This is a genomic window from Streptosporangium sp. H13245, from assembly GCF_055690525.1.
The window spans coordinates 83,216-108,976 of the sequence record NZ_JBSZKT010000022.1; the positions used below are offsets into that span (position 1 = coordinate 83,216).

Below are 25,761 nucleotides of genomic sequence, written 5' to 3' on the forward strand. Positions count from 1 at the left end.
GATCATGCCCTCGCGAGGGGCGGGCGCGGCGCCGCCGGGGGTGTCGGGCGATTCCCAGCCTTCTCCGCGATCTCGACATTCCACCGCCCCCGATCTTCTCCGTCGCACCACCCGGCGGGTCGGGAGCGCTTTCCGTGACGCCCACATCCCTGCCCGGCGGCGATAGAGCGTCAAGCCTTCTTGACGTCAGGGTGGCTTGACGGAATGCTGGGGGCATGTTCACACCGGACAGCCTCGAAGGCGACTTCACGCTCCTGACCGCCGCCACCCGATACGACGAGCTCCGCGTGCGCGACGCCCTGGCTCCGGCGGCGGGTGACGCCACCGGCGGAGAGCACCCCGACGACCCCAACGACCCCGCCGATCCCGAGACGCCATCCCTCACCCGCGACGAGACCCTGGAGCTCCTCGCGCTCGGGGAGGTGGTCGCGCGCAAGGCGGGCTACGGGCGCCAGCTCGCCGTACGGTCCGCGCGGGCCACGGGCGCGTCGTGGTCGCAGATCGGCGCGGCCCTGGGCACGAGCAAGCAGGCCGCGTGGGAGGCGCACGGCCGGTGGATCGACGACCAGGCCGAGCAGCACCGGCGCAGCGGCTACGAGGGCATGAGCGAGCACGACGCGGCGGCCGCGCGGGCCCTCGCCGGAAACCCCGACGGCGAGGGCGGGGCATAAAAGGGACCACCACGACGGCGACGCCCGGACCAACCAAACCGACCAACCGGACCGCGACCGCCCGGACCGACCGAACCAAACGACCGCCCGGACCGACCAATCGGACCAACCGACCAGACCAACCGGCGGGAAGAGGGCGCCACCGCCGTCCATCCCTTCGGCGCCGACCTCCCGTCCCGTCGGAAAGCCCGCCCGGAAAACCCGTCCGGAAAGCCCACACGAAAAGCCCTCCCGGACCCGCCACCCGGCCATTCAAGGCGGAGGCGGGTCCGGGACGGCCCGTACCGGACCGCGCGGAGCTCGGTTCAGCCGAGCGGGGCCGTCACCGTGCCCGCGCCGACCGTCCTGCCGCCCTCGCGGATCGCGAAGCCGAGACCGGCCTCCAGCGCCACCGGCCTGCCGAGCTCGACGGTCACCTCGACCGTCTCGCCGGGCAGCGCGAGGCCGGTGCCGCCCAGGTCCATCCGGCCGGGCACGTCGGTCGTCCGCAGGTAGAACTGCGGGCGGTAACCCGTCGCGACGGCACCGCTCCGCCCGCCTTCCCGACCGGTCAGGAGATGGACGCGGGCGGTGAAGACGCGGTGGGCGGTCTGGGTGCCGGGGGCGGCCAGCACCTGGCCGCGCCGTACCTGCTCGCGCCGGATCCCGCGCAGCAGCAGCGCCGCGTTGTCACCGGCCTCACCCCGCTCCATGGTCTTGCCGAAGGTCTCGACCCCGGTGACGACGGCGGTGAAGCCCTCGCCGAGCCCGACGGCCTGGACGGTGTCGCCGACCGTGACCGTGCCGCGCTCGATCGCCCCGGTGACGACCGTGCCCCGCCCGGTGACGGTGAGCACGTTCTCCACCGGGAGCAGGAACGGGGCGCCGGTGTAGCGGACCGGCACCGGGACGTGGTCGTCGACCGCCCGGAGCAGCGCCTCGACCGACGCCACCCACTCCGGGTCGCCCTCCAGCGCCCGCAGCCCGGAGACCCTGACGACGGGCACGTCCAGGTAGCCGTGCTCGGTGAGCAGGTCCCGCAGCTCCAGCTCGACGAGGTCGGCCAGCTCCGGGTCGGCCCCGTCGGACTTGTTGAGCGCGACCACGACGTGCTCGACACCCACCCGACGCGCGAGCAGCACGTGCTCGCGGGTCTGCGGCATGATCCCGTCCAGCGCGGACACCACCAGGATCGCCCCGTCGAGCTGCGCCGCCCCCGTGATCATGTTCTTCACGTAGTCGGCGTGGCCGGGCATGTCCACGTGGGCGTAGTGCCGCGTGGCCGTCTCGTACTCGACGTGGGAGATGTTGATGGTGATGCCCCGCGTCGCCTCCTCGGGAGCCCGGTCGATCCGGTCGAACGGCACGTACCTCGCGCCGCCCCGCTCGCTGAGCACCTTGGTGATGGCCGCGGTGAGCGTGGTCTTGCCGTGGTCGACGTGTCCCATCGTGCCGATGTTGAGGTGCGGCTTGTTCCGCACGTAGGCCTGCTTGGCCATGACTGTTCTTTCCCTCGATGCTCGCCTGTGGCGGCGACCCGTGCTCGGCCGACCCCTCCCCGCCGGGTCACCCGGGACTCACGGGAAGGGGTCAGCGCTCCGCGCCGTCGAGCCGCGGTGCGGCGGGCATCGGGGCACGCCCCGGCGCGCCCGCGGTGGCGGGCGTCGCGAGGATGGCGTGCCGGAACATGCGTTCATGGTCGGGTACGGCCGGGCGGGACCGCAACCGGATTTCCGGCCCGGACGCCCTGGCGCGCCTCACGTCACTCTCCGCGCTCGTACCGCCACGGACCGTGGATGATTGATGCCCGTAAAGGGTATTAAACCTCCTTGAATGCCTAATCAAAGGCATCGTCCATCAAGCACAACGGGGGAAACGATGACGGACTCCAAGGACGCCAAGGATTCCAAGAACAAGGCCGCGAAGGGCTCGGGAAAGAGCAAGAAGGCCGCGATCAAGGCGACCCGGTCGGCGAAGGAGGCGAAGAGACAGGGCGAGCAGCCCGAGGCCAGGATGCCGGAGACGGGGGCCGCCCACCTGGGCGGGCGGGCCGCCCAGCCGCCGAGGGCGTGAAATCATGATCGGGTGACCGGGGTGAAATCCGGTCACCCGATCATGGAGTGACACGATGCCCGCCTACCTGCGATTTCCGACGATATTTGGTGACATGGTGGTCTTCGCCGCCGAGGACGACCTGTGGATGGTCACCGCCAACGGCGGGCGGGCCTTCCGGCTGACCGCCGGGGTGGCCGAGGCGGGATATCCGCGCTTCTCCCCCGGCGGCGACCGGCTCGCCTTCGTCGGCCGCGAGGAGGGGCCCGAGGAGGTCTACGTGATGCCCGCCGACGGTGGCGCGGCCCAGCGGGTGACCTACCACGGGGCCCGCTCCAGCGTCACCGGCTGGGATCCCACCGGCGGCATCGTCTACGCCAGCGACCAGGGCCAGCCCTTCGAGGGACGCACCTGGCTGCATCGGGTGGAGCCGGGCGGGGTGCCCGAGCGCCTGCCGTACGGCCCCGCCAACACCATCTCGTACGGCCCGCGGATCGTGCTCGGCCGCAACACCGCCGACCCCGCCCGGTGGAAGCGCTACCGGGGCGGCACGGTGGGCGACCTGTGGATCGAGACCGGCGAGGACGGGCGGTTCCGGCGGCTCACCGCGCTGCCCGGCAACCTCGCCTCGCCCCGCTGGGCCGGTGACCGGATCTACTTCATCTCCGACCACGAGGGAATCGGCAACGTCTACTCCTGCGACGCGGACGGCGGCGGCCTGCGCAGGCACTCCGACCACACCGACTACTACGCCCGCAACCTGTCGGGTGACGGCCACCGGCTGGTCTACCACGCCGGAGGCGAGCTCTACCTGGTGGAGGACGGCGAGTCACGCCTCATTGAGGTGCGGCTGCGCAGCTCGCGCACCCAGCGCAACCGCCGTTTCGCCCCGGCCGAGGACTTCCTGGACAGCGCGACCCTCAGCCCCGACGGCGTCGGCCTGGCCGTCACCACCCGGGGCAAGGCGTTCTCCTTCGCCGCCTGGGAGGGGCCGGTACGCCAGCACGGCGCGCTGTACGGGGTGCGCTACCGGCTGCTGAACTGGCTCAACGACGGCGAGCGGCTGGTGGCGGCGGCCAGCGACGAGGGCGACCGCGAGGTGCTGACGGTGCTCACCGCCGACGGGGGCGCCGAGCCCGTCAGGCTCGACCACCTCGACACCGGCCGGGCCATCGAGCTGGCGGTCTCCCCTGCCGCCGACCTGGTCGCGGTGGCCAACCACCGCAACGAGCTGATCCTGGTCGACCTCGCGCCCGGCGAGGCTCCCGGCCGTACGGGCGAGGAGGGCCCGGCGCGGGGCAGGGTGATCGACTCCAGCAGGTTCGACGCGATCGAGGACCTGGCCTGGTCCCCCGACGGCCGCTGGCTGGCGTACGCCTGTCGCGACACCGCGCAGACGACGGCGGTGAAGCTGTGCAGGGTCGAGACGGGTGAGACGTTCCTCGCGACCCGGCCGGTGCTGTGGGACGCCCGCCCAGCCTTCGACCCGGGCGGCGACTACCTGTACTTCATCGGCCAGCGCGTCTTCAACCCGGTCTACGACGAGCTCCACTTCGACCTGAGCTTCCCGCTGGGCTCCCGTCCCTACGCGATCGCGCTGCGCGCCGACGTCCCCTCGCCCTTCGTCCCCGAGCCCCGGCCGCTCGGGGACGACGACGAGGACGACGAGGAGGAGGACGGCGAGGACGAGGGGCCGCCCGAGGTCGTCATCGACCTGGACGGCATCGAGAACCGGGTCGTCGTCTTCCCCGTCCCCGAGGGGCGCTACGACGCCGTCGCGGGCATCAAGGGCAAGGCCGTCTACCTGACCTTCCCCGTCGAGGGCAGCCTGGGCGACGACTACGCCGACTCCTCCGACGGCACCCTGCACGTCTACGACTTCGCCAAGCAGAAGCAGGAGACCCTGGTCGGGGACGTGTCGGAGTTCCAGCTCGGCCGCGACGGGAGCACGCTGCTCTACCAGTCGGGCAAGCGGCTGCGGATGGTCAAGGCGGGCGAGGAGCCCGAGGACGACGACGCGCCCGGCCGTACGAGCGGGTGGGTGGACCTGTCCAGGGTGAAGGTGTCCATCCGGCCCGAGGCGGAGTGGCGGCAGATGTTCAGGGAGGCCTGGCGGCTGCAGCGGGAGAACTTCTGGACCGAGGACATGGCGGGGCTCGACTGGGACGACGTCTACCGGCGCTACCTGCCGCTGGTCGACAGGGTCACCACCCGGGGCGAGTTCTCCGACCTGCTGTGGGAGCTGCTCGGCGAGCTGGGCACCTCCCACGCCTACGAGAGCGGCGGCGCCTACCGGTCCCGGCCGCACTACCGGCAGGGCAAGCTGGGCGTCGACTGGGCCTACGCGGACGGCGTCCACCGGATCGCGCGGATCGTCGGCGGCGACCGGTGGAATCCCGAGGCGACCTCGCCGCTCAACCGCCTCGGGGTGGACGTACGGCCGGGTGACGCGGTGCTGGCCGTCAACGGCCAGCCCGTCGGCGTGGACGTGAGCCCGGACGAGCTGCTGGTCAACCAGGCCGACCAGGAGGTCCAGCTGACGATCCGGCGCGGGGACGACAGGCGGACCGTCACCGTGCGGGCCATCGGCGACGAGCAGCCTGGCCGCTACCGCGACTGGGTGGAGGCCAACCGGGCCCGCTGCCACGAGCTCGGCGGCGGCCGGATCGGCTACCTGCACATCCCGGACATGGGCCCGGAGGGCTACGCCGAGTTCCACCGGGGCTTCCTCGCCGAGTACGACCGCGAGGCCCTCGTGGTGGACGTCCGCTTCAACGGCGGCGGCCACGTGTCGGCGCTGCTGCTGGAGAAGCTGGCCCGGCGCCGCCTGGGCTACGACTTCCCGCGCTGGGGCGTGCCCGAGCCCTACCCCGACGAGTCGCCGCGCGGCCCGATGGTGGCCGTCACCAACGAGTGGGCCGGTTCCGACGGCGACATCTTCAGCCACACCTTCAAGCTGCTGGGCCTGGGTCCCCTGATCGGCAAGCGCACCTGGGGCGGGGTGATCGGCACCTGGCCCCGGCACCACCTGGCCGACGGCACGGTCACCACCCAGCCGGAGTTCTCCTTCGCCTTCGACGACGTGGGCTGGCGGGTGGAGAACTACGGCACCGACCCCGACATCGAGGTCGACATCACCCCGCAGGACTACGCGGCGGGGATGGACACCCAGCTGGACCGGGCGATCGAGGCCGCCCAGGAACGTCTGGTCCTCCAGCCGCCCCACACGCCCAACCCGGCGGCCAGGCCCCGGCTCGTGGTGCCGCGCCTGCCGCCCCGCCAGCGTCCCCTCTGAGTCCCCTCTGCGTCTTCTCTGGCGGGGGACGCCCCGGCTGCCGGCGGTGGTCAGCCGGGCGGCGACGTCACCAGCCTCTCGCGGTGCGCCCGGTTCGTGGCCATCAGCTCGTCGAGCGCGTCACGGGTGCGGACGAGGTCGCCGATGTGCGCGGAGAGCCGGTCGCGCTCCTGCGCCATCCGCTCCAGGGCGACGTCGGAGTTCTCCGCGCTGGGCGACTCGGTGCACGGGAGCAGTTCGGCGATGGTACGGCTGGACAGGCCCGCGGCGTATAGGCGCTGGATGAACGCGACCCGCTCGACCTCGTCGTCCGTGTAGTGCCGCTGCCCGCTGGAGCTGCGGGTGCTGGCGAGCAGCCCCTGCTCCTCGTAGTAGCGCAGCGACCGGACACTGACCCCGGTCCGTGACGCGAGCTCGCCGATGCGCACGCCGTCCTCCCACTGTGATCTGCGACACAGGACTTGCCTCTGACATGGATGTGAGCTTTTAGCGTACTCGTCGTACCCGCAATCCGGGACCGACGACCGCGGAGGACGACGTGACAACCCTTTTCGACAGCTACCGGCTCGGCGACCTGACGCTCCCCAACCGGATGGCGATGGCCCCGATGACACGGGTCCGGGCCGCAGCCGGAGGGCTGGCGACGCCGTCGATGGCGACGTACTACGCTCAGCGCGCGACGGCCGGGCTGATCATCTCCGAGGGCACGCAGCCGAGCCTGGTCGGGCAGTCCAACCCGGGTACGCCGGGACTGCACACCGACGAGCAGGTCTCCGCGTGGCGCCAGGTGACCGCCGCCGTACACGCCAACGGCGGGCGGATCTTCGCCCAGCTCATGCACGGCGGACGGGTCTCCCATCCCGACACCACCGGCATGCGGCCGGTCGGGCCCTCAGCGGTCCCGGCCGTCGGCGACGTGTTCACCCCCTCCGGGCCCCGGCCCGCGCCGACGCCGCGCGCCCTGGACACCGCCGAGGTGCCCGAGCACGCCGAGTCCTACGGCCGGGCCGCCCGCCGGGCCGTCGAGGCGGGCTTCGACGGCGTGGAACTGCACGGCGCGAACGGCTACCTGATCTCGCAGTTCCTCTCGTCGAACGCCAACCTGCGCACGGACCGCTACGGCGGCTCGGTGACCAACCGGATCCGGTTCGCCGTCGAGGCGGTGTCCGCGACCGCCGAAGCCGTCGGCGCGGCCAGGACCGGGATCCGCCTCTCCCCTGGCGGGACGTTCTGGGGGGTGCGGGAGACCGAGGTCCCGAGGCTGTACGCCGCGCTGCTGACCGAGCTGGCCCGCCTCGACCTGGCCTACGTCCATCTGGAGGCCACCGCCGACGAGGAGGTGCTGATCGGGCTGCGCCGCGCGTGGCCGGGCACCCTCGTCGTGAACCCGGTGCTGCCGATGGGCCCGAAGCAGACCGGGCGGGCCGAGGCCGACCACTGGCTCGGGCTGGGCGCCGACCTCATCAGCTTCGGCCGGGGGTTCCTCGCCAACCCCGACCTGGTCGAGCGGCTGCGTACCGGCCTCCCCGTCGCTCCCGTCGACGAGGCGACGTACTACCAGGGCGGCGACGCGGGCTACCTGACCTACTCGGCGTACCAGCACACCGCCTGATGCCGCTCCGCCCCCTGTGAGTTTCTTGAGGCACTTCCGTACGCGAGGACCTCCGCGACGCCGTGTGAGCGCCGGGACCCACTCCTGCCACCGTCGTCGGCCGGTAGGGCGGCGAGCCCGCCGCCGGGACGCGGCGGGCGCTCGGGGCCGGTGACGTTCACGACGGTCTCAGGGCCGTCCAGGTCTCCGAACGCCTGCACGACGGAGCGCTCTTGGCCTGGCCCGCGTCGATCGGCCACAGCCGGGGCGGGACCGGCGGTTCTCGCGGATACCTTCGATCGACCACGAGGTGACGCGGACACCGAGAGTCAGCCACCGCCGTCCCGTCTCGTACGAGGTGAACATCCCCCCGAGGGCCTGTGCCCGGCTCACCCCCGGCCCGCACGGCACCGGCGCGGTCGGCGGGACGGCGGCGGCCGGGCGGGCGGGTCGCGGCGGTCAGTTCGGGCAGGCGTCGCGGCAGGCGCCGAAGCGCTCGGCGTCCGGCCGGGTGAAGCCGGTCTCCGGTGTCCCTCGCACCGCCCTGGTCATCGCTTCCTTCCAGATCAGGCCGGGAGCCGACGTGCCGTCCACCCGCGGGTAGTGGCGGCCGCCGATGGTGACGTCGACCAGCGGGTGCCGAAGCGCGCCGCGCGGGTCGCCGAGGCTGACGGCCGAGGCCAGGCCGGGGGTGTATCCGGCATACCAGGCCGCCGTGAAGCTGTCGGTCGTGCCGGGCATGCCCGCCGCCTCGCGGCCGATGCCACCGAGCGCGCTTTTCGCCAGGACCTCCGACAGCACCGCGGTGACCGCGTCGGCGACCGCCGGATCCAGGACCTGGCCGCAGCGCGGCGGGAACGAGCGCGGGGCACCTGAGCCGCCGCGGATCTCCGTGATCACCATCGGCTCACAGAAGCGGCCACGGGCGGCGAGGCTGGCGTAGGAGTTGGCCACGGAAACGGGGTCGACCTCGTTGATGCCCATCGTGAACACCTCGAACTCCCGAAGCGGCGACCCGTCGGCGCGTCTGAGCCCGAGCCGCTCGGCCATCCTGACGGTCTCGCACAGGCCGACCTTCTCCGTCAGGCGCAGGTAGAAGGTGTTCACCACCTCCCGGGTGCCCGAGCGCAGGGTGACGAACCGGTCCCCGCGCTTTTCCAGGTTCACGATGGTGTGGGTCGGGTCGGCGACAACCTGGCCCGCGCAGTTCTTGAACGCCGCGTAGTCCGGGGCGCGGTACTCGTCCGAGATCTGGAAGCCGTCGTCGTGGCGCAGACCGGCGGCGAGCGCGGCGGCCAGGGTGTAGGGCATCGCCGTCGTACCCTGCTGGAAGGCTGTCTCGTCTCCGCTCCCACGGCTGGTGGCCATGGCCCTGATGGCACCCTCACCCGGGACGATCATGACCTGGGTGGCGACCTGCGCGTCGTCACGGTGGACGTGGGCGTCGATGGCCCGCTGCGCCACCCGCTGGAGCCGCTGGTCGATCGTCGTACGGATCGTCAGGCCGGCACCGGTGAGCAGCCCCGGGTCCTCGGCGAGAAGCCGCTCCCTGACCTTCTGGCACAGGTAGGGATACCCGCTGCCCACGCAGTCGCCGGAGAACTCCTCGATGACGGCGCCCTCGACGTCCAGCAGCACGCTCTTTCCCGCCACGGGTGAGGCGGAGGCCGTGACGGTGGAATCCGAGGCCACGCGCTCCTCACCTGGCCCGCCGCCCGCCGGGTCCCGCAACAGCGCGATGACCACGACCAGCGCGATCGCCGCGGCGACGCCCAGGAAAACCAGCAATGCCTTCATCGTCGCCCTTCGATACGCCTCACTCCCCATCTGGATCATGCGGGAACGACACCGTACAGACAAGCGGTTAAAACGACATTTAGGTGATGAATGCCCAGAAACACCCGGCGGCGGCGTGACAAAAAGGTCATAGACGTAAGACCCCGGGGACCCATTCTCTTCTTATCCGGGTAGGCCATATCGGGACTCCCGGATAAAAAGACTTATCCAGGAAGTCGAGAAGCGGCCAGCCGGGGCGCGCGGGGAGAGGGCGAAGTGGTCTTGGCCCGAGAACGTTGTCACGTCAACGAAGCGTCGACAGAGCAGTTGATGTCCAGCGTGATCATCCTCATGACCGGTGATGCGTTGATCCCTTGACCCCAAGACCGATTCTCGGACACGATCACGCCACAGGCCGATGATTGTCGAGCCGCGCCCGGGGGACGTCGAGGCGATGTTCGAAGACTTCGAGGAAAAACTGATCCAAGTCGAGGAAGCGTCCATCTTCGTCCGCCACGGCGGGGAGGGACCGCCGGTGCTGTTGCTGCACGGTCATCCTCGGACCTCCGCGACCTGGCATCGCGTCGCGCCTCGGCTGGTCGAGCGCGGCTTCACGGTCATCTGCCCTGACCTGCGGGGATACGGCCGCTCGCGCGGCCCGGCACCCACTGCCGATCATTCCGGGCACTCCAAGCGCGCCGTCGCGAACGACATGGTGGCGGTGATGCGTTCCTTGGGGCATGCCCGGTTCGCTCTGGCCGGACACGATCGAGGGGGCGCCGTCGCGCTCCGCCTCGCGCTGGATCACCACGACGCGGTCTCTCAGGTGGCGTTCCTGGACTGTCTGCCCATCAGCGAGCACCTGTCTCGCATCACCGCGACGTTCGCGACCCAGTGGTGGCACTGGTTCTTCTTCGCCCAGCCGGACATCCCCGAACGCGTCATCAACGCCGACCCCGACAGCTGGTACCACGGCGACCCGCAGAGCATGGGCCGGGAGAACTACGACGAGTTCCGTACGGCCACCAGGAATCCCGACGTGGTGCGGGCCATGCTGGCGGACTACCGGGCCGGTCTCACCGTCGACCTGCGCCACGAGGAGGCCGACCGGGCCGCCGGGGTGCGATTGCGCTGCCCCGCTCTGGTCCTGTGGTCACTGCGCGACGACCTCGAAGACCTGTACGGCGACCCGCTGAAGATCTGGCGGCACTGGGCCGTTGACCTACGTGGCCATGGGATCGACTCCGGCCACCATGTGGCAGAACAGGCCCCGGACGCGCTCGCCGCCGCCCTGGGCGACTTCTTCGGTGGCTGATCCGAGACGGGACCGGTGGCGATGGCGGTCGCGGGCATGAGAAGAAGCGGGGCTGAACTCGTCGTGGGCGATGACGGTGTCGTCGCAGCGGGTGACGGCACGCGCACCCGCTTGGCCGTCGTGGCCGGTGCCGGGAGGGCGGGGGCCGCAGGTGAGCCGGCCGACTGGGAGGGGTGGGGTCCTTGATGCGGGACGACCAGCACGGCGGGCGCAGCGGGTGCCCGAAAGCGAGCGCCGCAGGGCTGCCGGACTCCCCTACGCCTGGCCAGTGATCTCCGTTCGGCCGGTGCCCGCATGCCTGGGCGGCGTTGGGGCATGGACCGGACAAGGGCACAGATGCGAAAGGATCAGGGGGAGGAGATCGTCATGCCTCGGGGATCGAGTTCCAAGCGGGAACGGCAGTACGAGCACATCAAGGACAGCGAACGCGAGCGCGGCGTGAGCGAGAAGCTGGCGGCCGAGATCGCGGCCCGTACGGTGAACAAGGAGCGGGCCAGGGCCGGTGAGTCGCGGACCGCGAGCCGTACCTCGATCGAGGACATCTCCTCATCGCGGCGCGGCGGGCTGCGCTCGCACTCGGGTGCGGGCGGCCGGACGCGGGATCAGCTGTATGCCGAGGCCAGGCGCCGCGGCGTCAAGGGGCGTTCGAAGATGACAAAGGCCCAGTTGGAGAAGGCGCTCAGCTAGAGCGTCCGCGGGGTTGTGGAGGCGACCGACCGCTACGGCAAGCTGATGCGCGGCGCGGGCCTGGCCCCGGCCACCCGGCCCCGGACTCCTGAAGCCGCGCCCAGCCGCCCGACATGACGATCACCAGGCTAGGGTTTGCCGCGGAAAAGACGATGTCTCCCTTATAGATGTGGGTGCGTTTTCCGATACGGCCCAGTACCTGACGGTCCCGCAAGGGCAGTTCGTTCCAAAAACACATTCGGTCAGCCTTGGGGAACATCCGGCTCATCCTTGAGTGCTGTATAGAGCAATCAAAATAGCTGGAATGACTCCGAGTGGTGCCGCTATGGCCAGCAGGGTCTGGGCCGGTGCGGCGTGTGCCGGCTTGGCGGCGGCATAACCCGCCACGATGACGACGGTGATCGTGACCATGACTCCAGCCACCAACGCCACAAGATCCTTCGGCATCCGCTCTCCCTGCCCCTCGATGCCTCTTCGCCGAGCGGTTTCGTTTTCGCACGGCCTGGTAAGGACTGCGTGGAGGAAACCATAGGGTGTGCGGGCGCTTCGGTCACCTGAAAGACATCCGTTTCAGGGATGTCAGCTATTTACGTCGGTGAGCTGCGAAAACACGTGACTTCAGGATTTGAACCTTCTCACCGGACAAGGTTTCGAAGAGGGGGATCTGTATCCGTGTGGAAGGTTTCTCATTCCGAGGCGTACGATTCTCACCTTCAAGATCTTTTCATGAGCTATCGTGTTGGTGAGCTGATGTCCTTGCCTCTTCGCCGAGCACACCCGGGCGTCCGGTCTCTGGGGTGGGGTGTCCGGGGTGGTGACTGGGCAGCCCCATCCCGCTCGACCAGGTGATCAGGGTCGATCCCACAAGCCGGGCGGGGTCTTTCGGCCCCGCGGCGGCCGGTAGACGACGGCCGAGACAGGGCAAGCCGTATCAGATCTACAGCGGATTCGTTTCCAGGTAATGCCGCAGCTTGTCACGGAGTTCGTCCATGGAGATGACGCCCATGTTGGGGATATCCAGATACTCTTCGTCGGTGCGGGTCGTCAGGTCGGCTATTACGCATATGTCCTCACGGCCAAGAAGGTTTCCCAGCCGATTGCCGAGCCTCAGTTTCGCCAGTGGCATCTGCGGGTCGAAGGCTTTGTTACCGGCCAGATCCGCTATGTTCCAGCCGCGCGGGCCGCCTTCGTAGAACAGTGCTTTGTTCTTCAGCCCGGCGATGACACGGCCGACCTCTTTTCGCCCTTCCGTGCCACCGTAAGTCACGGGTTCAGCGTTTTTCAAGGCGACCTCAAGCGTCTCGATCATGAAGTTCAGTGCCGTCGGCGTCATCGGGCCACCCTTCTCCGGCGATATCGTCTTTCAGGTAAATATCATGCCGGAGGGTTAGGCGCAGGCGTATCGCAGAACGTGCGCCCCAAATCAAGTGGCGTGCCCGCGCCGATCAGATACCCACTGAACCACAGGCGACGTCGGCATGAGCCCGATCCACGGCTTCGGGATACGCCTTCCGCATGATGCGTTTCCGAGCATCGTCTCCGCTGCGATAACGAACGCCCGTTTTCAGCCATGACCTCGCGCAGGAGGTTGCGCAACGGCTCCAGGAAAAACGCTTCGCGCCAAATGCGGGGGCGCCGTGTTCGCCTGCGGCGGCATGGCCGGCGTGGTGGGATGACTTCGCCCGTTGTCCGCGCCGATCCCCTTCAGGTGGTGAAGGACGGTGCTCATGTCGGCGCGGGCAGAGTGGATCGAACTCGCCGACGGGGATCGGGGTAGGGCATCACACCCGGCACGGTGTTGACGGCTGCCCACCGGGTCGCGGCGACCGGCCACTTTCTCGGCGGCGCCGCCCGCCAGGACCTCCGGTTCGCGGCCGTCGTCAATCTGGGCGGCTTCCCCCGCGACCCCGAACCGCGGCCGTTCCACCAGCCCGTGCTCGCGCTCACCCACGACGTCACGCCGGGCGAGAATCCGGACTATCTCCCCCGCTATGCCGACGACGTCATCATCGTGGTCGCCGTGCTGCGCTCGGTGGTGCGCCGCGCCGGCCTGCAAGCCGTGCGCCGGCACTGGCCCGGCACCGACGACGGCTTTGCCGTCCTGGCACAGCTGGCCGGGCTCGGCAAGCCTCCGGCCGTTTCCTGACCGCGCCGGACCAGTGACGATGGCCCTCAGACCCAGGGTTTCGGGCGCTTCCCAGGCCGTCAGCTGCCGCTCAGGGCCGGTTTCCTGCTGCGCGAGCTGGTTGATCAGGTCAGCGAGGGCTCGCAGGAGGGCGATCACCGGCTGGAGCACCTCCATCGTGGCCTCGGGCGCGATCGTTATCTTGGTTTTTGAGCGTTCTTGCTGGTCAGCGGGTTGATGCCCGGTAAGGCAAGTAGGTCATCCTGCGGCCGACTCGGTGGGCCGGGCTTCCAGGTCGGCGATCATCTCGGTGAGCAGGCTGGTGTTGTGGTGCCTGACCACCTGGGGGCCGATCTTGTCGATACGATCGTTGTCTTGGGCCTTTGTCCTCTTTCTTGCAGTTCAGAGAGATGATCTCGTCTGGCGAGTAGGACACGTCGTATCGAACGGGTGTTCAGCCGTTTCGGCCGAAACGGCTTTCATCGCGGGACGACCCCGGAAGGAGCTGGGCCAGGTCGTGACGATCACCGACTTCGGTCCTCACCGTACGGGCCAGGGTGTTCGGCGCCGCAGGCCTCCTTCGTCGGCCCACGGCATCGAGCCAGCGGAAGGCCCAGGCGGTAGAGCACGGGAGCAGTGATCGGCAGTCGCGACCGGGGGACCCCCGAGAGCGGCGGATCTTGTCCAGAACGGTGATGAACCGCGGGCAGTCACCGGCTTGGCCGGAGGTGAGCACGAAGGTCAGCGGCGGCCCGGCGGCATCGGCCGCAGCATGGACCTTGCTGCTCAGCCCGCCCCGGGACCGGCCGAGCCTGGCAGCCCTCGCCCGGGCCTTTCGGCGTCACCACGTGGCGGCACGATCCGGCGCGGGCGACGCGTCCGCGCCGTCCGCGCCGGGTGTGGCCTGCGGCGCATCACTCGCAGCACCGGCGGCTGCTTGGCCGGCGGAGCCCCCTTTTCCTCGGTCAGTGCCTGTTCCAGCGCATCCAAGGTCTGTCCGGCGACCGCCAGCCCGGCCGACTCTTGATGCGCCCGCACGATCGTGGAGTCCACGCTGACCACTTCGACCTGCCCGCGCAAGGCGGCCTCGGCGATCAGCGCCTCCATCAACCCCTGGAACACCCCGGCCTTGGCCCAGCCGTTGAACCGGGAGTAGAGCGTGGACCACGGCCCATACCGTTCCGGCACGTCACGCCAGCCCGACCCGGTGCGAAAACGCCACAAGATCCCGCTGAACTGATCACGCACCCGCCGGGGAAGCGACCCGGTGGCCGCCACCGGCAGACACGGCTCGATCAACGCCCACTCGGCATCCGTCACATCAAAGCGCGCCACGTCCGAGTTCTACCAGCCACGACCAGACCGCCACCGGGCCTCACCTAGATCCGAACCCCAAACAGCTCCTGGTTCCAGGCCATGAATGCGGAAAATCGGCTCCGATGCGCCTGTTCCTGAGAAACTTCGGCGTCTCTCACCGAATCCTGGCGAGGTCGATCAGATAGAACTGGTCTCCGAGCGCGTAGCTGAGGAGCCGACCGGTCGAATCCGTGGAAGGCATGCTGATGGATTGGCCCTCCGCGCGGATGCCCAGGTCACCTGAAACGCCGGTGCTCAGGTCGTAGAGTCCCACGCCGTCAAGTAAGCCGTCGCCGTACCTCGAAGTGAGGAAACGGTCCTGGGACGGCGGCGTCGCCACGGACACCACGCCGGGTATGGCCTTGTGGGCGGTGCCGTCCCGGTGCCGGAAGAAGTTCCCGCCCTCTGCGGTGCTGCCGAGGCAGATGGTCACGCCGCAGAACTGGATCGTCTCGCCGGGGTGAGTGACGGCCGTTCTGGTCTCGCCGGTCTCGACGTTGAGGATCCGGGCGTACGGGGCGCCGTGCGGCTCGCCGCCCTGCCCGGGCGTGCCAATCCACGGCCAGGTGAGCAGATGCATCCCGGCGCCTCCCTCGACCGGTTTCACCGCGCCGCCCGCGAGCGGGGCGGAAAAGACCCCCCCGGTGTAGAGCGAGAAAACAATCGTGTCGTCGACCACCGCCAGCTGGTCGATCCCACTGCCGTCGTCGGAGGGCGCGAGCTTTTGCTCGGCGACGATCTTGGCCGTTCCGCCCGCCAGCGGCACCGCCCACAACTGCGCGACGGAGTCCTTCGCGGTCCACCAGGCCACGTACCCGCCTCCCACGGCGAAGCCATTGGCGAAGCCGTCCTCGCCCTCGGGCTCCGGCAGGGTGATGATCTCGCGTTCCGCGCCCTTGTCCAGGTCGTAGGCGTACACAGCGGCTACCCGCCCGACGTCCGCCATCAAGGTCACCATCAGCAGTGAGTGATCGTCGATCAACGCCACTGGCCGCCACGACTGGCCGCCGGGTCCTTTCGCCGGAATTTTCCGTACGGCCTGCGGCCAGACCTTCTCCACGGGCGCGGCGGGCTTGGCGGCGGGATTGGGGAGGAGCGGCCCCGAGGCGGGCGTGGCGGTGGTGGTGGTGGTGTCGCCTCCGGGCCCCACGGCGAGCGTTCCGCCCGCGACCAGGACGATCGCGGCAGCCGCCAGCATCACTCTGGTCCGCTGCCTTCTGCGCCGGTAGGCCCGATCAAGCCACTCAGGCAGCAGGGCAGGTAGCCGGGGCGCCTGGTCGGACGCCTGGCCCAGTGTCCTGCGCAGCAGTTCCTCGATTTCGGTCATCGTACGTTCCCCCTGGTCATCGGCTCGATCGGGACGGAGCGGCGGAGTTTTCCCAGCGCGCGGGAGGCCTGGCTACGTATGGTGCCGCGCGAGATCCCGAGCACGGCGGCGATCTCGGCGTCGTCGAGCTGCTCGTAGTAGCGCAGCACCAGCACCGCGCGTTGCTTACGCGGTAGGCCAGCCAACGCCTGCCACATCTTCTGCTCGTCGTCGCCGGGCAGCTGGTCGTGGTGTTCAAGCTCCGGCAGATTCCAGGCGGACAGCTCGCGCCTGCGCAGGCGCCAGCTGGCGATGTGCAGCCTGGCCATCGTGGTACGCACGTAGCTTTCGGGATTCTCCTTGTGCCGCAGCCGGGGCCAGGCGGCGCGCAGCCTCAGCAGCGCCTCCTGGACCAGGTCGGCCGCATCGTGCGGATTGCCCGCCAACACGTGGCCGTAGCGCAGCAGCGCGTCGCCGCGTTCGGCGACGAACTCCGCAAAACGCGAATCAACTTCCAACACTTCTCCCCCTCCGTCGCTTCTTTCGCATCCCAGAGGAGCAAAGTGCGGAAACTGTTGCATGAGCGGCTCCAGGCGAGCGCCTCACGCGAGAGGGCCTTGACCAAAGAGGATCACAAACGCAGCAAAGCGCGCGAACCGAGGTGTCGCTAAGAGTCGTGTCACCAGGTACACGCGATCGTGTTGACCCTGGTGGCAGCCCTCGCAGCCGGAGCGGGGTCGTCCGCCGGAACGCTTACTCTGTCCCATTGACCCAGTCCGCTGACCTGGGCCAATGCAATCGCGTGTACCTGGTGACACGACTCTGACAACACCCCACACCGCCCAGACGCCGCTTCTACGCCGACCGGCTCACCTGCGTCAACGGACCGTTGACGCATGCTTTTGGCCTACACCAGATGAGAGCCGGTGAGCGGCCTCGCGCCCAGGGATCGTCACACCAACCGGTCGAGGAGTTTGCCGAGTCGGTCGATGGCCTTGCCGTGGCGGGGTTTGATCGACAACGGAACGGCCAGTGGCGTTGTTGGACGCGACCCTGAGAAACGCGGACCTGAAAGACGCGGACCTGACACGTACGAACCTAACGGGCGCGGATCTCCGTCAGGTTCGGGGCGTGACCGCTGACCAGATCAAAGAGGTCGGGATCACCGACGACACCACCAAGTTCTAGTACCAACGCCGTTCAGTTAGGCGTGGTGTCTGTCACCACCACCTCATCCCTCCAAGCTGATCGATCTGCTCGGCCTCCATGGCGTGATGGCCGTCAGCGATGATCAATCGTGACCGGCCACTCGGGTGGCCCCTCGGCCAGCCGCGTCGGAGGTTGAGCAGCATCCAGACTGATCAAGGAGGCGGCCCGAGTGCTGCTTCCGGGTGGTCCGCTGCTGTTCTACGGGGTGCACCCCTGTTTCAATGGCCCGCACATCGAGGTCCGTACCGACGGAGCGGTGGTCATCCACCCCACCTACCAGCTCAGGGGCTGGCACAGCCGCTCACCATGGTGGCGCGAGGGCGGGGTCCGCGACCGGGTCGGCATGAGCCACGTACCGCTGCCCGACCTGATCAACGCGTTCATCGACGCGGGACTGAGCATCGATCGGCTCTCCGAGCCACGCGAGCACCTCGTCCCGTCGGTGCCGGCGGTAAGGGCGTTCCACCGAAACTGACATGACCGTTCTCATCGGCCAGACCAGTCGGGTCGCAGACCTCGTCAGCCAGTCACTGACATTAAGTCCGCGCGACTCGCTGACCACAATCCCGCGCATCCACTGACATCATCTCCGCGCGCGACACCAACGGCTTGCCAACGCCACTGACGGTTCGGCTGCTGCTCAACCCCCTTGTCCTTCTATGAGGGAGAAGACGCGGCGCGCAGCAGGGCCAGGGCGTCGGCGCGGGTGGGTAAGAATTTTTTCTGAATGTGTACAGCCATACCGATAGATAATATAAAGCATGACATCAGGGACCGCGGAATCGAGAAAATGGGGCGACCCCGCCTTGGTGATCTTGACTCTGATCTGGCTGATAGGAACCCCATTCCTGTTCATGCAAGCATCACTGGCAGGCGTATACGGCCCGCGCGAAGGTTTTTCCGAAGGTGATCGTACGCGTCTCCTCATCGCCACAGCCGTTGTCGGAGTTACCGCGCCCACGCTCGCGGCCATCATCGCCGACAGAATCCGAAGGAGGGTCGCCGTGCTGGTGTTCGGAGTCACGGCAGCCCTCTGCTTGCTCATCGTCACGACGATCGTCACCGTTCCAGTCCCCTCTTCAGAGCCGGTGCCCAGGGGCCGTTGCATCGAGCGCAGCGGCGGGGACAACGAGTGTCCCGGAGGATGAACAAGCGCACGCGTCCGCGATGTGGCCTGTTCGACTCACCCGACCGGTGAACGCCCTCAGGTCGAGCGGCACGCGGGGCGTCACCATAGGAGACTGCCGCATCGACAAGCGCGCTATAGCGGGCGCGGCCTCGAAAGGGGGACAGCACCTTTCCAGCCCCAGCGGCTTAGCGCCAGTTTCCGTTCCGATGTTCCAAGTGCCGCCAATTGCATCGGATGCGAACTCGCGACAGGTGGAGAATCTGCCCGGAGAGTGGAGCAATCACGCTGTGGACCTGCGTACTTGAGCAGGATTCTGGCCGCGACGATACCGGTCACGAGAGCCTTGCTGCGACCCGTGCAGGGGGGGCTGGCCTTGGACTCCGCCGACGACTCGCATAGGATGCGGTTTTCTCGCATCTGATGCGAGTCGCGGAGGGTGGTGAACCGGTGGGGTTCAACGGGTCGATACCGGGGGCGGCCGGGCTGCACCTGGTCGACGGGGTCGCGTTGCTGCGGCCGGAAGAACAGGTCTTCGCGGCGATGCTGACGGGGTTCGCCAACCAGCAGCTCGCGCGGAATCTGGCCCGGACGACCGTGGAGGGCCGGGAGAACACAGTCAAGGCGTTCGCGGACTACGTGAACACCTACCCCTGGCACTGGACACCGGCGATGGTCGACGAGTGGCTCGGTGACCTGCGCTCGCTGCGGGACCTGAAGCGCTCCACGATCCGCTCGTACTCCGAGGCCGTACGGGCGTTCTGCCACTTCATCACCGATCCGCTCTACGAGTGGACAGCGACCTGCGAAGAGCGGTTCGGTACCCACCCGGTGCAGGTCGTGCACGAGTGGAACACCGCCGTGCACGTCCAGGACAACGAGGCGGACGCCAAGAAGCGCGCGTTCACCAAGGCCGAGCTGCACGCCTTCTTCGCGCACTGTGACGACGAGGTCGCCCGCATCCGGGCCTTCGGCCGCAAGGGCTGGCTGCCCGCCTTTCGCGACGCGACCCTGTTCAAGACCGCCTACGCTTTCGGACTACGGCGCAACGAGACGCGGATGCTGGACACCGCCGACTTCGGCCGCAACCCGCACGGCGGCGAGTTCGGCGTGTACGGCCGGTGCCAGGTCCGGTTCGGCAAGGCCAAGAAGGGCTCGCCGCCCAAGCGCCGCGGGGTGCTGACCGTGTTCGACTGGACTCCGGACGTCCTGGACGAGTGGTTCACCGAGGTCCACCCGCTGTTCGGCACCAACGACAACCCGGCGGCCTGGCCTTCCGAACGGGGCCTGCGGATCGGCTGCCAGCGGCTCAACTCCCGCTTCATCGCCTACCGCAAGGCCCTGGGCCTCGACGAGGGGCTGGACTTCCACTCCTTCCGCAGGTCCTACGTCACCCACCTCATCGAGGACGGCTGGGACCCGCGCTTCGTCCAGGAGCAAGTCGGCCACGAGCACGCCAGCACCACCTCGCTCTACACCTGCGTCTCCTCGGACTTCCGCACCCGCACCCTGCGGCGGCACCTGGATGCCACCATCGCCGCGGCCCTTGGGACCCAGACCGGGAGACAGGCATGAAACGCAAGGTCGGCTACACGTGGCGGCTGCGTGAGGTCATGGCCCAGCACCAGATTTTCACGGCCACCGAACTGGTGCCGCTGCTGCGCGAACGGGGCATCGACTTGTCCGCCTCCCAGGTCCACCGCCTGGTCTCCGGCACCCCGGAACGCCTGTCGTTGCAGGTCATGGCCGCGCTCTGCGACATCCTGTCCTGCACTCCGGCCGACCTGGTGGACACCACCGCCGAGAACGCCGGGGTCCGCAAGACCGCCACCGACAACCTGCCCGCACCGCCCGCGAACGTCGCGAAGCTGCGGCCCCGCGCGGCCCGCATCCTGCCCGACGCATGACCCGCACCTACGCCACCGGCGAGCAGTACGAACGCCGGTACATGGCCGAGTGCTGCCGCTGCGGCCGCCGCAGGCACAAGGCCGGCACCTGGCCGGACGGATACGTCTGCCGCACCTGTTCGGACCGCGCCGTCCGGACACGGGGTATTTGTCCGGGATGCGGCCAGGACCGGGCCCTGCCTGGACTCCGCCCCGGTGACGGAGTCCCGATCTGCACCACCTGCGCCGGCTTCTCCCGAACCTTCGACTGCTCACGCTGCGGCTTCGAGGGCAAGCTCCTGGGCGGGCGGCTGTGTGAGCGCTGCACGCTCAGCGACCGCCTCACCGCGCTCCTGGACGACGGCACCGGCCGCATCCGTCCCGCGCTGATCCCGCTGTTCAACCTGCTGGTGGCGATGGAGAAGCCCGGCAGCGGACTGGCCTGGCTGGCCATGCGCCACAGCCAACCGGCGAACGCCTCCCGATTGCTGCAACAGCTCGGCCTCGGCCAGATCTCGCTGACCCACGACGCCTTCCACGAGCTCCAGCCCTGGCGAACCGCCGATCACCTGGAAGAACTCCTGATGACCAGCGGAGTCCTGCCTACGGTCGACAAGTACCTCTGCTCCTTCCAACGCTGGCTTCCCGGGCATCTGGCCAGCATCACCGACTCCGAGCACGTCAAAACGATCAGGCTCTTCGCGACCTGGCGCGTCCTCCCGCGGCTGCGGGCCCGCGCCGAGCGAAGCCACATCACACCCAGCGTCCGGAGGTTCGCCGCCGAACAGATCAAGTACGCGACCGCCTTCCTGCAATGGCTCGGCCAACGCAACAACAGCCTCGCGTCCTGCGGCCAGATCGACATCGACGCCTGGTGGGCCGAGAGCAGCGAACACGGCCGCACCTGCCTGAGGGCCTTTCTCAGCTGGGCCATGCAGACCCGTAACTGCCCACGCTCCCTGTCCATCCCCGCGATGAAGGTCTCCCGGCGGGCCGCACTGAGCGAAGACGAACGCCTCGACGCCCTTGGCCGACTGCTGACCGACACGGAGATTCCGATACGTCTGCGTGTCGCGGGGGTCATCGTGCTCCTCTATGCGCAGCCCGTGAGCCGCATCGTCCGGCTCAGCGTCGACGACGTGGTCCACGACGGCGACACCCTACTGCTACGGCTCGGTAAACCCGCCTCGCCCGTTCCCGCACCGGTCGCCGCTCTGCTGCTGGAGCACATAGCGAACCGCGACAACATGAACACCGCCACCAGCCCCGCCTCCCGATGGCTCTTCCCGGGCCGCCGGGTAGGACAGCCAGCCCGCCCCGACCACCTGTCCGCGCTCCTGAACGAGGCCGGGATCCCGGCCTCCGCAGCACGTGGCGCCGCCATCCGCCAGCAGCTCCTCGAACTGCCCGCTCCCGTCGTTGCCGACGCTCTCGGCTACCACAACAAGACCACCAGCCGCCTCATCAGAGAGACCGGCGGGACATGGAGCCGATACGCCGCTGGCGATCACACAAGGTCACCGACAAGCCAGCCTCCTCGGGGAGCCGGCGACAGTTGACTACGAGGGCCCACAGCAGAAGGCCATTCTCTAGCGGAGACGGGCCAGCAAGTGGGCGTCCAGGAAACCCCGGTCGGAGGCCGGGTCGTGGAGCAGCCGCGCGAATGTGGCGAACCCAGCCCCGGCCAGCAACTCGGCGAAGCGGTCCACCGGCCAGCTATAGGCGGGTGTCACCTTGTGGTCGAAGCGGACCGGCTCGGGCGCGTCGGTTCCGAAGAACGAGACCAGGAGAATGCCTCCCGGCGCCAGGACACGCGCCTGCTCGGCGAGCAGCGCGGGTAGTTCCCCAGGAGGGGTGTGAATCATCGAGTAGTGGGCCAGCACGCCGCCGAGCGCGCCGTCCTCAACTGGGAGTTCCTCCATCCGGGCCTCATCGAACTTCAGCGCCGGTTGGGCCCGCCGAGCGTGGTCGACCATGGCCGGAGAGAGGTCGAGCCCGAAGGCATCCAGCCCCAGGTCGTGCAGCATGGCCGTCAGATGTCCGGGCCCGCAGCCGACGTCCGCCACCCGCGAATTCCCCGTCCCACGCACCAACTCGGCGAAGGTGCCGATCATGTTCCGTGTGAACGGCTGCGTCTCCAGTCGGTTAGCGAACATCGACGCATATAACTCGACGACCCCGTCGTAGGCCGTCCTGGTCTCGTCCTGGTGCTTTGCCACGGGAAGGAAGTTAGCACCCCCCATGCTCAGCTGTTCTCCGGCCCCGTGCCGAATCCTGCGCCATCGTATCGGACTCGCTCGGCTACCAGGACAAGGCCATCACCCGGTGGCGCGACAAGCCGCTGGCGACCACAGTCAGTCACCAGCTGACTGGACTCCTCGGGGAACTGGCGACAGTTGATTAGGCGATCACACCAGTAACGTCGGCGCTGGAGCGCCACTCGATTGGTGTTGTCCGGGCCGACGCTCGCCGCACATCGCCTCCGGCCTCGTGTCGTCGACGTCGAGGGCGCGCTGGTGAGCCGGGTTCGCGCAAGGGAGTCTCTTAAGACTTCCCGTGCGTCGCTTCGCCGTACTAACCATCTGTCGTTCGCCTCGCGGCATGAGCCTGCCGCCACTGCTCGGCCGCCTGGAGCATGTGGTGGCCGACGTGCTCGAAGAACTCGCCCACGTCCCGCAACCGGGTGCCGGCGGGTGTGGTGGCGCCGAGGGTCCGGGCTCCTTGACGGGCGAAATCTGCCAGCATGGCGTTCTGTCTGGCGCTGGCCAGCCAGCCGCGGAGCCAGGCGTCGTCGTCGATGACGTACCGGTCGCGCCGTCGGCGGGGATCGCGTTCCCGCCGGATCAGTTCCTGCTGTTCGAGTTCGCCGATGGCCTTGGAGATGGAGGCGGGACTGACCTGGAGGCGCTGGACGAGCTCGGCGGCGGTAAGGCTGCCGCTGTCGGTGAGGTACAGGCAGGTGAGCACCCGGGCGGTCATGCGCGGTAACCCCGTCCCGATCATCATCGCGGCGAACTGTTCCTCCAGTTCGTGGACCGCCTCGGGGTCTCGCCCGTGCGCGTCGGTGGTGGCCGGTGGCGCCGGGGCCGGGGCCGGTTTGCGTCGGCGAGCACGGTCTTCGGTCGCCTGGTGTGCCCGGTCGGCCTGGTAGCCACCGGCTCCACCATTGCGGATCACCTCCCGGCTGATGGTCGAGATCGGCCGGTCCAGGCGCATGGCGATCTCGGTGTAGGTGAGTCCTTCGGCCAGCCCCTCGGCAATGTGTCGACGGTCCTGGTAGGTCAGCCTGCCTCCCGGCATCGGGTGTTCGCCCCCTGTCGCTCTGTCGTCCCAGCTCGCCTGACGCGTCCGCGGGGTGGATGGACAGTATTGCGTTCGCGAGCACATCATTGCAAGAAGCGATCATCTATATTGCGTTCGACCGCAGAGTCATTGCAAATTGCACCACTTTGACCTGCATAAATAGAAAAAATCTGAGATCAAATTTGACATTTTTGTGAACGCAAACTAGCTTTTTCTATATACCGAACAAGCACTATCGCGAGCGAGACAGTCGGTGTCGCGCCGATGTCCCTCGCCTGAAAGGAATCGACATGACCAAGTCCCTCCCCGTTACGGCAGGGCTGCTCATCGCCGCAGTGACGGTGGCAGAGGTCGCAATGGCGGCCCCTGCCACGGCGACGTCTACTCCCGGTCATGCCGAGGTGCAGCGTGCTCTTGACCACGCCGTGGCCGACGGCACTCCCGGTATCGTCGCCGAGATTAGCGATGGCAGCGGCGAGTGGTTCGGCTCGGCGGGCGTGGCCGACACCAAGACCGGCCACAAGCGTCGGCGACACGAGCGGTTCCGCATCGGGAGCGCCACCAAGGCGTTCACGGCCACCGTGGTCCTGAAACTGGCGGCCGAACACAAGCTGAGCCTCGACGACACGGTGGACAGGTGGCTGCCCGGCCTGGTCAAGGGCGACGGCTACGACGGCCGTGAGATCACCGTCCGGCAGTTGCTCAACCACACCAGCGGGATCTTCAACTACGGCAATGACAAGGAGTTCTTCGCCACGGGACAGGGAGCCGCATGGTTCGAGCACCGCTACGACACCTACACCCCCGAGCAGCTGGTGAAGGTCGCCCTGGCCAACCCGCCCTATTTCGAGCCGGGCAGGGGCTTCGGTTACTCCAACACCAACTACGTTCTGGCCGCGATGATCGTCGAAAAGGCCACGGGCAGGACGTACAGCGAGGAGCTCACCCGGCAGATCTTCCGTCCGCTGGGATTGACCGGGACATACCTCCCGGGCCGCGAGGCGAAGATCCGCGGGGCGCACCCTGTGCACTACTCCACGCTGTTCTCCTCCGACGCCAACCCCAAGATCTACGACGCGACCGAGATGAACCAGTCCTTCGCCTGGGCGGCCGGCGGTATCATCTCGACCACCTCCGATCTCAACCGGTTCTTCGGCGCGCTGCTGAGTGGACGCCTGCTGCCGCCCGCCCAGCAGCGGGAGATGTTCACCACCGTCGCGACCCAGAACTGGATTCCCGACACCCGGTACGGCCTCGGCGTCTTCTCGCAGAAGCTGTCATGCGGCGTCACGGTCTGGGGCAACGCCGGCGCGACCTACGGTTCGTGGGCGTATGCCATGGGGTCTCGTGACGGCAGGCACATGGTCACCAGCCAGGTCAACGGTGACTGGAGCGGCTTGAGCGTCTTCGACAACGTGCTCGCGGCGGAATTCTGCCCAGCCGAGTCGTAACGCATTGTGGTGGCGCGCTCGCGGGTGCGGCGGATCCAGTGCGCCGGGCAGGCGGTGGGGCGCAGGTAACGCCGGGTAGCACCGGGCAACGCCGCCAGCGTACGGGCCTTTCTGGGCGCGGGTTTCCTTCCGGTCGGCGCCGAGGCCCTGCTCACCCGCCAGCCAACACCGAGCACTCCCCCGGACGCGCCGAACCACCGCGCCGACGATACGCCCCGGGGTTGAGCGCGAGCCGTCAGGAGGTGGGTCTGATGCGTGAGTGCCGCGCCAGAAACCAGTCGGTATGGCTCAGGAGATCTGCCAGACAGCCTCCGAAGGCGGCGTCACGATCGAGGTGCTGAGACCGTCGAAGACGGTTTCGAGGGCCGACGCCCCGGACGGCAGCGGCTCTCATTGATTCACAACCGGCTTCCAAGGGTGGCCGGAGATCCTTTCGGATGTATGACGACGAAAGGAGTGACCGTATGAACAAGAGGCGCAAGGCCGTGCTGGTCATGGCCGTGTTCTTCTCGGTGGGCACCGCGAGCCTGATCAGTGCCGGTCCCGCCGCGGCCATGCCGCCGAACTGCCCCCTCTTTGAGTGCGAGGAGAGCGGCGGAGACGGCGGCACCACAGGCGGTGGTAGCGGTGGGG

General features: G+C 68.5%; 24 protein-coding genes. 14 read left to right on the forward strand and 10 right to left on the reverse strand.

The genetic code is table 11. From position 1 onward, the window contains the following. Nucleotides 1-215 precede the first annotated feature (215 nt). Nucleotides 216-671, forward strand: a complete 456-nt coding sequence (locus ACW9TB_RS26115; RefSeq protein ID WP_472750695.1) for a hypothetical protein — start codon at nt 216-218, stop codon at nt 669-671. Nucleotides 672-976: 305 nt separating this feature from the next. Here ACW9TB_RS26115 and tuf read toward each other — a convergent pair whose 3' ends face one another. Beyond that, nucleotides 977-2,149 carry an elongation factor Tu gene (gene tuf, locus ACW9TB_RS26120; protein ID WP_472750696.1) on the reverse strand — a complete coding sequence of 391 codons (1,173 nt, stop codon included), beginning with the start codon at nt 2,147-2,149 and terminating at the stop codon, nt 977-979. A 379-nt stretch (nt 2,150-2,528) separates the two neighbouring features. Here tuf and ACW9TB_RS26125 point away from each other — a divergent pair, with 379 nt between their 5' ends. Then, nucleotides 2,529-2,723, forward strand: a complete 195-nt coding sequence (locus tag ACW9TB_RS26125; RefSeq protein WP_472750697.1) for a hypothetical protein — start codon at nt 2,529-2,531, stop codon at nt 2,721-2,723. A 94-nt stretch (nt 2,724-2,817) separates the two neighbouring features. After that, nucleotides 2,818-5,997 (forward strand): S41 family peptidase, encoded by a 3,180-nt coding sequence (locus ACW9TB_RS26130; protein WP_472750698.1) that lies wholly within the window; start codon nt 2,818-2,820, stop codon nt 5,995-5,997. Between the two features lie 50 nt (nt 5,998-6,047). Here ACW9TB_RS26130 and ACW9TB_RS26135 read toward each other — a convergent pair whose 3' ends face one another. Continuing rightward, nucleotides 6,048-6,425, reverse strand: a complete 378-nt coding sequence (locus ACW9TB_RS26135; RefSeq protein ID WP_472750699.1) for a MerR family transcriptional regulator — start codon at nt 6,423-6,425, stop codon at nt 6,048-6,050. 110 nt (nt 6,426-6,535) lie between these two features. Here ACW9TB_RS26135 and ACW9TB_RS26140 point away from each other — a divergent pair, with 110 nt between their 5' ends. Then, on the forward strand, nt 6,536-7,609 hold the full coding sequence (locus ACW9TB_RS26140) for an alkene reductase (protein WP_472750700.1): 1,074 nt from the start codon (nt 6,536-6,538) through the stop codon (nt 7,607-7,609). 438 nt (nt 7,610-8,047) lie between these two features. Here ACW9TB_RS26140 and ACW9TB_RS26145 read toward each other — a convergent pair whose 3' ends face one another. After that, nucleotides 8,048-9,385, reverse strand: a complete 1,338-nt coding sequence (locus ACW9TB_RS26145) for a hypothetical protein (protein ID WP_472750701.1) — start codon at nt 9,383-9,385, stop codon at nt 8,048-8,050. A gap of 397 nt (nt 9,386-9,782) precedes the next feature. On the opposite strand from ACW9TB_RS26145, the gene ACW9TB_RS26150 reads away from it, so the two are divergent. Further along, on the forward strand, nt 9,783-10,679 hold the full coding sequence (locus ACW9TB_RS26150; RefSeq protein WP_472750702.1) for an alpha/beta fold hydrolase: 897 nt from the start codon (nt 9,783-9,785) through the stop codon (nt 10,677-10,679). A 336-nt stretch (nt 10,680-11,015) separates the two neighbouring features. Beyond that, nucleotides 11,016-11,366 (forward strand): hypothetical protein, encoded by a 351-nt coding sequence (locus tag ACW9TB_RS26155; protein ID WP_472750703.1) that lies wholly within the window; start codon nt 11,016-11,018, stop codon nt 11,364-11,366. Nucleotides 11,367-11,630: 264 nt separating this feature from the next. Here the strand turns inward: ACW9TB_RS26155 and ACW9TB_RS26160 are convergent, their stop codons facing one another. Then, nucleotides 11,631-11,813 carry a hypothetical protein gene (locus ACW9TB_RS26160; RefSeq protein WP_472750704.1) on the reverse strand — a complete coding sequence of 61 codons (183 nt, stop codon included), beginning with the start codon at nt 11,811-11,813 and terminating at the stop codon, nt 11,631-11,633. Between the two features lie 490 nt (nt 11,814-12,303). Next, nucleotides 12,304-12,699, reverse strand: coding sequence for a DNA-directed RNA polymerase subunit alpha C-terminal domain-containing protein (locus ACW9TB_RS26165; protein ID WP_472750705.1), 396 nt, complete (start codon nt 12,697-12,699; stop codon nt 12,304-12,306). Between the two features lie 462 nt (nt 12,700-13,161). Between ACW9TB_RS26165 and ACW9TB_RS26170 the strand changes: the two genes are divergently transcribed. Continuing rightward, the gene (locus ACW9TB_RS26170) at nt 13,162-13,512 is read left to right on the forward strand and encodes a YkvA family protein (protein ID WP_472750706.1); all 351 of its coding nucleotides are present in this window, start codon (nt 13,162-13,164) and stop codon (nt 13,510-13,512) included. A 765-nt stretch (nt 13,513-14,277) separates the two neighbouring features. Here ACW9TB_RS26170 and ACW9TB_RS26175 read toward each other — a convergent pair. The 3 genes from ACW9TB_RS26175 to ACW9TB_RS26185 form a co-directional block, all read right to left on the reverse strand. Then, nucleotides 14,278-14,826: an IS5 family transposase gene (locus ACW9TB_RS26175; protein WP_472750707.1), complete on the reverse strand. Its 549-nt coding sequence runs from the start codon at nt 14,824-14,826 to the stop codon at nt 14,278-14,280. Nucleotides 14,827-14,962: 136 nt separating this feature from the next. Then, nucleotides 14,963-16,174, reverse strand: coding sequence for a TolB-like translocation protein (locus tag ACW9TB_RS26180; protein ID WP_472750708.1), 1,212 nt, complete (start codon nt 16,172-16,174; stop codon nt 14,963-14,965). After that, nucleotides 16,171-16,671 carry a SigE family RNA polymerase sigma factor gene (locus tag ACW9TB_RS26185; RefSeq protein WP_472750709.1) on the reverse strand — a complete coding sequence of 167 codons (501 nt, stop codon included), beginning with the start codon at nt 16,669-16,671 and terminating at the stop codon, nt 16,171-16,173. Before ACW9TB_RS26185 ends, ACW9TB_RS26180 begins: the two co-directional genes overlap by 4 nt. 514 nt (nt 16,672-17,185) lie before the next feature. On the opposite strand from ACW9TB_RS26185, the gene ACW9TB_RS26190 reads away from it, so the two are divergent. The 6 genes from ACW9TB_RS26190 to ACW9TB_RS26215 all read left to right on the forward strand — a co-directional run bounded on the left by ACW9TB_RS26190 (nt 17,186) and on the right by ACW9TB_RS26215 (nt 21,933). Beyond that, complete coding sequence (locus tag ACW9TB_RS26190) at nt 17,186-17,341, forward strand: pentapeptide repeat-containing protein (RefSeq protein WP_472750710.1); 156 nt, start codon at nt 17,186-17,188, stop codon at nt 17,339-17,341. 190 nt (nt 17,342-17,531) lie between these two features. Next, nucleotides 17,532-17,837 carry a hypothetical protein gene (locus tag ACW9TB_RS26195; RefSeq protein WP_472750711.1) on the forward strand — a complete coding sequence of 102 codons (306 nt, stop codon included), beginning with the start codon at nt 17,532-17,534 and terminating at the stop codon, nt 17,835-17,837. A 286-nt stretch (nt 17,838-18,123) separates the two neighbouring features. Continuing rightward, the gene (locus ACW9TB_RS26200) at nt 18,124-18,510 is read left to right on the forward strand and encodes a hypothetical protein (protein ID WP_472750712.1); all 387 of its coding nucleotides are present in this window, start codon (nt 18,124-18,126) and stop codon (nt 18,508-18,510) included. 428 nt (nt 18,511-18,938) lie between these two features. Then, a complete protein-coding gene (locus tag ACW9TB_RS26205) occupies nt 18,939-20,063 on the forward strand; it encodes a tyrosine-type recombinase/integrase (RefSeq protein ID WP_472750713.1) in 1,125 nt (374 codons plus the stop codon). Continuing rightward, nucleotides 20,060-20,395, forward strand: coding sequence for a helix-turn-helix domain-containing protein (locus ACW9TB_RS26210; RefSeq protein ID WP_093175773.1), 336 nt, complete (start codon nt 20,060-20,062; stop codon nt 20,393-20,395). The genes ACW9TB_RS26205 and ACW9TB_RS26210 overlap by 4 nt, the downstream gene beginning before the upstream one ends. Beyond that, nucleotides 20,392-21,933, forward strand: coding sequence for a hypothetical protein (locus tag ACW9TB_RS26215; RefSeq protein WP_472750714.1), 1,542 nt, complete (start codon nt 20,392-20,394; stop codon nt 21,931-21,933). The genes ACW9TB_RS26210 and ACW9TB_RS26215 overlap by 4 nt, the downstream gene beginning before the upstream one ends. A gap of 30 nt (nt 21,934-21,963) precedes the next feature. On the opposite strand, the gene ACW9TB_RS26220 is transcribed toward ACW9TB_RS26215, so the two are convergent. Both ACW9TB_RS26220 and ACW9TB_RS26225 read right to left on the reverse strand, forming a co-directional pair. Further along, nucleotides 21,964-22,593, reverse strand: coding sequence for a class I SAM-dependent methyltransferase (locus ACW9TB_RS26220; protein WP_472750715.1), 630 nt, complete (start codon nt 22,591-22,593; stop codon nt 21,964-21,966). 355 nt (nt 22,594-22,948) lie between these two features. Next, the gene (locus tag ACW9TB_RS26225) at nt 22,949-23,674 is read right to left on the reverse strand and encodes a GbsR/MarR family transcriptional regulator (RefSeq protein WP_472750716.1); all 726 of its coding nucleotides are present in this window, start codon (nt 23,672-23,674) and stop codon (nt 22,949-22,951) included. A 293-nt stretch (nt 23,675-23,967) separates the two neighbouring features. Between ACW9TB_RS26225 and ACW9TB_RS26230 the strand changes: the two genes are divergently transcribed. Further along, nucleotides 23,968-25,128, forward strand: coding sequence for a serine hydrolase domain-containing protein (locus ACW9TB_RS26230; protein ID WP_472750717.1), 1,161 nt, complete (start codon nt 23,968-23,970; stop codon nt 25,126-25,128). Nucleotides 25,129-25,761 lie beyond the last annotated feature (633 nt).